The following is a 3,970-nucleotide window of genomic DNA, read 5'->3' as shown; positions in this document are numbered from 1 at the left end:
AAGGTCGCGACCTCGAAATGATGGTCGCCGAGAATCACCATGATCACACCGAAACGTGCGCCCACGGCAACCGTATGGTCGAAAAGCTTCTGCACCTCCGCGGGCAGGGCATCGGTGGCGATATCGTAGTCCTTTGGGGTGACCCCGAGGATTTGGTCGCGCACGCATCCACCCGCGAGATAGGCAGTAAAGCCCGCCGTGCGTAATCGCTCGATAATCGCCAGCGCCTGGTTTTGTTTTTCGTCAACCACCATGTATAACGCCTACTGTAACCGCCTGCAGGTCGGGGGCGCTATCGGCTGAGGTCAGCCGGGCGGGCAGGCTCGAGGCTCCTCACGGAAACCTCGAATTTCTTTTACATTTGACGGGATCGGTAAGAAATGGTAACGATTCCGCCCTAGAATCTCACCGTGTGGGGGAGGACAAATGGCGCTTAAACGTCTTGGATTGTGGAACTTGGCAGCCGTTTTGGTGTTGGGCGGCGCTATCGTGGGCTTATCTTCGAATGTGGCTCGAGCCCAGGACGACTCATCTCTGGGACCTCGGGGACAGGTTAATTCGGCGCAATTGGATTTTCGCCAGTATTGCGCGCAATGCCATGGAATGGACGGCACAGGGGACGGTCCAGTCTCTCCCGCGCTGAAAAAGAAGCCGGCTAATCTGACCCTGTTGTCGAAGAATAACGGTGGCGTTTTCCCGGCGGAAGAAGTGCGCAACTTCATCAATGGCACCTCGACCGCCGAGGGTCACGGAACGCGCGAAATGCCTATCTGGGGATATGCTTTCATGTATCGGCCCGGAACCAGTGGGCCACCGCTGACCAAGGACCAGGTAAATCGCAAGATTGAACGGTTGGTCAAATACGTGCAGACGCTTCAGGTTCAATAAGCTGCGCTAAAGACGGTCCGCAGGGACCGTCTTTAGCGAACTCTCGATAGGCACGGCACCGCGCCAAGAGGCGTGAGCCGTGCCTGTTTTTTGAGGACGTCAGGCTGATCGCAACGGCGGTCGCCCGAGCACGATGCCCCCGTCGATCGCTATCACCTGTCCGGTGACGTTTTCCGCACGGTCCGAGCACAGCCAAGCGACTGTGCGGCCAATATCCTCGGGTGTTTGCTCGCGGCCAAGTGGCACCAACGTGCGCACGGCGGCATCGAAGGCCAGCCGCGCCCGATCCTGACCGCCGCCTATCGCCGCACCTAGTTCTTCCCAGATCTTGGTGTAAATCAGTCCCGGTGCAACAGCGTTAACGCGAATACCTTTGGGACCGAGTTGCAGGGCAAGCGAGCGGGTGTACGAAATGACGCCCGCCTTGGCCGCGGCATAGGCCGCCAGCAATGGTGTGGCCAACATTCCAGCAATCGAGGAAGTGTTGCATATCGCCGCGCCCGACTTCATCCGCGGAACGATTTCCTTGCTCACGAGATAGACCGAATTGAGGTTAAGTTCGACATAGCGACGCCAGATCTCGACGCTGTGCCATTCCTCTTGCTGGCCCTTCTCGAACCAATTGGCTTCGCCTCCGCCGGCGTTATTGCACAGCACATCCGGATGGGGGCCAAGCTTGGCGGCAATCGCCTCCACAGCAGCGTGGACCTGCGTTTCGTCGGTGGCATCCGCAGTGAAGCCATGTACTTTGCTCGCGATTTCGGCCGGTGGCGGCGCCAGCTTTAGATCGATAACCGCGACTTGATCGACAGCCTTTTCATCCAGCAGGGCGCGAACGATACCGAGGCCGAGGCCGCGTGCGCCTCCGGTGACGATTGCGTATTTCATGGAGTCTCCTTTTTAAGTTCCGGCTGGGGCACCGGATCGATTCGTTGCACCCGGGGTTCGTCAACGGGCGGTGGGGCCACGGCGATCACCGATCCGGCGCTATCGGTCACATAGGTTCGCTCGTAAACCCGCAGCAGCGCTGCAAATATCGCGATCACCGCGGGTCCGGCGAAAATCCCCAATGGACCGTAGGCTTCGATTCCCCCGGCGAGGCCAAAGAAGAGCGCGAGAGTCGGCAAGCCGGTGCCATGGCGCATCGCCAGGGGCTTGATGAAGTTGTCGATAATCGCAAGCGCAATCATCGACCAAATCCCAAGTCCGATGGCGCTTACCCACGTCGAACTGTAACCGAGGTAGATCATGGCCGGTACCCACACGAGGGCGGTGCCGCCAAACGGCAGCAGTCCCGCGGCCGCCGTGAGCAAGGCCAGGAAGGCCCAATATGGAACCCCGCAGACCAGGTAGCCGAGTCCCAGAGTGACGCCGTCGAGCACCGCGGTGAGCATCAGCCCGCGCATCACGGACGACAGCGTAGCGCCGAGCGTATCGAAGATGACGGCCTTGTCCTGCTCGTGCAAAGGGGTAAGGGCGCGCAGACCCTCGTAGTACGACTCGCCGTCGCGTAGCAGGTAAAAGAACGTCAGCAATGCGATGCCAAAATGCAACACGAGGCTTGCCAGATTGCTCGCAGCCGACCCGCTGTGGGCCAGCAGATAGTCGCTGATCACCTTCGCCGATCGGAGGCCCACGCTTTTGATTTCGTCTTCCAGCCGAATGCCGTGACGCGCCAGCGTGTTGGCCAGATGCGCGCCCACCCGGGTTTCACGGAGCCATGTTCCGGCGCGGTCGAGACTGCCCATGGTCGAGAGGTTGGAAGCCGCTCCGTAAAGGGTCTGCGCCTCGTTGACGAGACGCTCCGAGAGCCAAACCGCTGGCAGCACCACGCCCAGCGCAACGATAAGCGTGATGATCAAGGCGGAAGTGGTTCGGCTGCGGATGTAGCGGTCGAGTTCGATCAATGCCGGGTGCGCCAGGAACGCGAGCAGAATCGCCCACGCTATCGGCATCAGAAACGGTTCGAATACCTGGTACAGTTCCCACGTAATGAGGGCCAGGAAACCGAAGAAGAAAACTTGTACGATACGCTCCTGATTCATCGATTGCCGCCGTCAAGCGCAGCCTAGCAGAAGGTCCGTCTTCGCGCCCTCATTCGATTTGTATACCGGTGTGGCCAATGCGGTAATCGGCGCCGCAGAATGTTATCCTTCCGGGCGACAGTGTGACCCCGGCCATCGAGGCAATTCTTCGGGCGCAGTCTATTGAACTCAATGATGCAGGCGGACATCTTCGAATGATGGCAGTTGACGGCGGACCCAGCGGCACAATGGCCTCGATCGATCCATCGGCGCAGGCGGCTCGCGAACGCATTCGCGCAGCAATCGACCGGCTCTATCGCGAGGGTATCGTCTATGGCGACAACGGCTTCAGCAGGAGCCTTTATCCGACCAGCGTCACGCCCGGCCGCGGCAAGTTCCTGGGCGACCTCGTCCGTCAATTGAAACCCGCCGCGACCCTTGAAGTCGGCATGGGCTGGGGACTTTCGACCCTGCACATCCTTGAGGCGATGTTCGAAAATGGCGGCGTACGGCAGCCGCACATCATCATGGACCCCTTCCAGCAGAAGAACTATCACAATGGTGCGCTGCACGTATTACGCGAAGCAGGCGCCGATCAACTGGTTGAACATCATTCGGAACCATCAGAGATCTTCCTGCCGAAATTGGTCGAGCAGGGCCGCCAGTTTGATTTCGCCTTTATCGACGGTGACCATCGCTTCGATGGCGCCTTCGTCGATCTGGTCTTCGTCCACAAACTGCTCAAGCCGGGCGGCGTGATGGCGGTGGATGACACCGAGCTTGACGCGGTCCATCTGGCCTGCCGCTTCGCCGAGACCAACTGGGGCTACGCCTATGTGGGCGGCCATAGCGATCGGCTGGATAAGGGCCCAGGACGTCATCGCTACCGCAACTCGCGGCCACGCGCGCAAATCAGTGCCTATCGCAAACCGTTGCAGGAAGGCGAAGAGCGCAGCCAGGTCCACTTCAATTCCTTCGTCGATGACTTCTCGCCCTACATTCGACTCGATCGGCTGGCCAGCAACAAGCTCGCGCACGAAGGCTTGGTGGCGTTGCGC

General features: G+C 59.8%; 5 protein-coding genes. 2 read left to right on the top strand and 3 right to left on the bottom strand.

The features are described from left to right. A partial coding sequence (locus VGG64_03395; GenBank protein ID HEY1598618.1) for a polynucleotide adenylyltransferase PcnB occupies positions 1 to 254 on the bottom strand: 254 nt, incomplete at its 3' end. A gap of 172 nt (positions 255 to 426) precedes the next feature. Between VGG64_03395 and VGG64_03390 the strand changes: the two genes are divergently transcribed. Beyond that, positions 427 to 888 (top strand): c-type cytochrome, encoded by a 462-nt coding sequence (locus tag VGG64_03390; GenBank protein ID HEY1598617.1) that lies wholly within the window; start codon positions 427 to 429, stop codon positions 886 to 888. Positions 889 to 987: 99 nt separating this feature from the next. Here the strand turns inward: VGG64_03390 and VGG64_03385 are convergent, their stop codons facing one another. Continuing rightward, positions 988 to 1,776 carry an SDR family NAD(P)-dependent oxidoreductase gene (locus tag VGG64_03385; GenBank protein HEY1598616.1) on the bottom strand — a complete coding sequence of 263 codons (789 nt, stop codon included), beginning with the start codon at positions 1,774 to 1,776 and terminating at the stop codon, positions 988 to 990. After that, positions 1,773 to 2,933, bottom strand: a complete 1,161-nt coding sequence (locus VGG64_03380) for an AI-2E family transporter (GenBank protein HEY1598615.1) — start codon at positions 2,931 to 2,933, stop codon at positions 1,773 to 1,775. The genes VGG64_03385 and VGG64_03380 overlap by 4 nt, the downstream gene beginning before the upstream one ends. A gap of 122 nt (positions 2,934 to 3,055) precedes the next feature. On the opposite strand from VGG64_03380, the gene VGG64_03375 reads away from it, so the two are divergent. Continuing rightward, on the top strand, positions 3,056 to 3,970 hold a 915-nt coding region (locus VGG64_03375), incomplete at its 3' end, for a class I SAM-dependent methyltransferase (GenBank protein ID HEY1598614.1).

It is taken from the genome of Pirellulales bacterium (assembly GCA_036490175.1).
In the GTDB taxonomy this organism is placed as follows: Bacteria; Planctomycetota; Planctomycetia; order Pirellulales; family JACPPG01; genus JACPPG01.
This window is presented reverse-complemented; position numbering and strand designations above follow the sequence as displayed.

Excerpts from the sequence above, each read along its gene's own strand:
- VGG64_03390 (HEY1598617.1), top strand. The coding sequence starts at position 427 with ATGGCGCTTAAACGTCTTGGATTGTGGAACTTGGCAGCCGTTTTGGTG.
- VGG64_03385 (HEY1598616.1), bottom strand. The coding sequence starts at position 1,776 with ATGAAATACGCAATCGTCACCGGAGGCGCACGCGGCCTCGGCCTCGGT.
- VGG64_03380 (HEY1598615.1), bottom strand. The coding sequence starts at position 2,933 with ATGAATCAGGAGCGTATCGTACAAGTTTTCTTCTTCGGTTTCCTGGCC.